The 1059-nt window shown below is 70.1% G+C and carries 1 protein-coding gene and 2 tRNA genes; 1 reads left to right on the forward strand and 2 read right to left on the reverse strand.

What is annotated here, in order from left to right; all coding sequences use genetic code 11:
• Nucleotides 1–498 (reverse strand): trigger factor (locus D7231_RS35705; protein ID WP_277875681.1); only part of this gene is annotated, 498 nt, incomplete at its 3' end.
• Nucleotides 499–595: 97 nt separating this feature from the next.
• Nucleotides 596–672: transfer RNA gene (locus D7231_RS35710), tRNA-Pro, on the reverse strand.
• 92 nt (nt 673–764) lie between these two features.
• On the opposite strand from D7231_RS35710, the gene D7231_RS35715 reads away from it, so the two are divergent.
• Nucleotides 765–838: transfer RNA gene (locus D7231_RS35715), tRNA-Gly, on the forward strand.
• The last annotated feature ends 221 nt before the right edge of the window (nt 839–1059 follow it).

Here is a 1059-nt window from a genome sequence, read left to right on the forward strand (position 1 = left end):
CTTCACCTCGTCGCCCTCGGCCGCGGGGCGCTCGACCACGCTGGTGGAGGCGAAGCGCTCGCGCAGGCGGCCGACCGTCTCGTCCACGTCCTCGTCGGAGACCTCGGCGGCCTCCACGGTGACGGCGATGCCGGAGTAGTCCGGGATCTCGATCTCCGGGCGGATGTCGACCTCGGCCGTGAACGCCAGCAGCTCGTTGTCGCGCAGCTCGGTGATGTCCACGTCGGGCTGGCCCAGGGGGTTGATCTCGCCCTCGGAGACGGCCTCGCTGTAGAACTTGGGGAGCGCGTCGTTGACGGCCTCCTCCAGCACCGCGCCGCGGCCGAAGCGCTGGTCGATGATGCGGGCCGGGATCTTGCCCTTGCGGAAGCCGGGCACCGACACCTGCTGGTTGATCTTCCGGTACGCCGCGTCGAGGCTGGGCTTGAGCTCCTCGAAGGGCACCTCGACAGTGAGCCGAACCCGGGTGGGGTTCAGGGTCTCCACGGCGCTCTTCACGGTCGGTCTCCTTGGGGCTGACATCGGGAGGGGGGCGCTGGTCCCGGGCGCCCCGGATCCGGACAGCACCTCGGGCGCGCAGGCTACTCATAGTACGTGGTCGGGGTGGCCGGATTCGAACCGACGGCCTTCCGCTCCCAAAGCGGACGCGCTACCAAGCTGCGCCACACCCCGTCGTGCCTCGCGACGCGACAACGTAGCGTACAGGCCCGCATGCGGTGGGCCGACCAGGGGTTCGCCGCGGCGCTGGTACGATGCAGCCTGTCGCGGGCGTAGCTCAATGGTAGAGCCCTGGTCTTCCAAACCAGCTACGCGGGTTCGATTCCCGTCGCCCGCTCCACGCTTCGCGTGCGCGCGAGTTCGCCCGCGTTCGTCCGGGCCGGCCCGGCGCCCTCCAGGGTGCCGGGCCTTTTCCGTGTCCCCGCCCGGTGCCCGCTCGCGCGGTCACCGCCCGCGGGTCACTCGCCGCTGGCGTTGCCGTTGTCGTTGATCGAGTTGTCGATCTCGTCGACGCCCTCGGTGATCGACTCCAGGAAGTTCTGTATCGGGTCGGCGGCAGAT

Source organism: Streptomyces klenkii, assembly GCF_003626645.1.
GTDB lineage: Bacteria > Actinomycetota > Actinomycetes > Streptomycetales > Streptomycetaceae > Streptomyces > Streptomyces klenkii.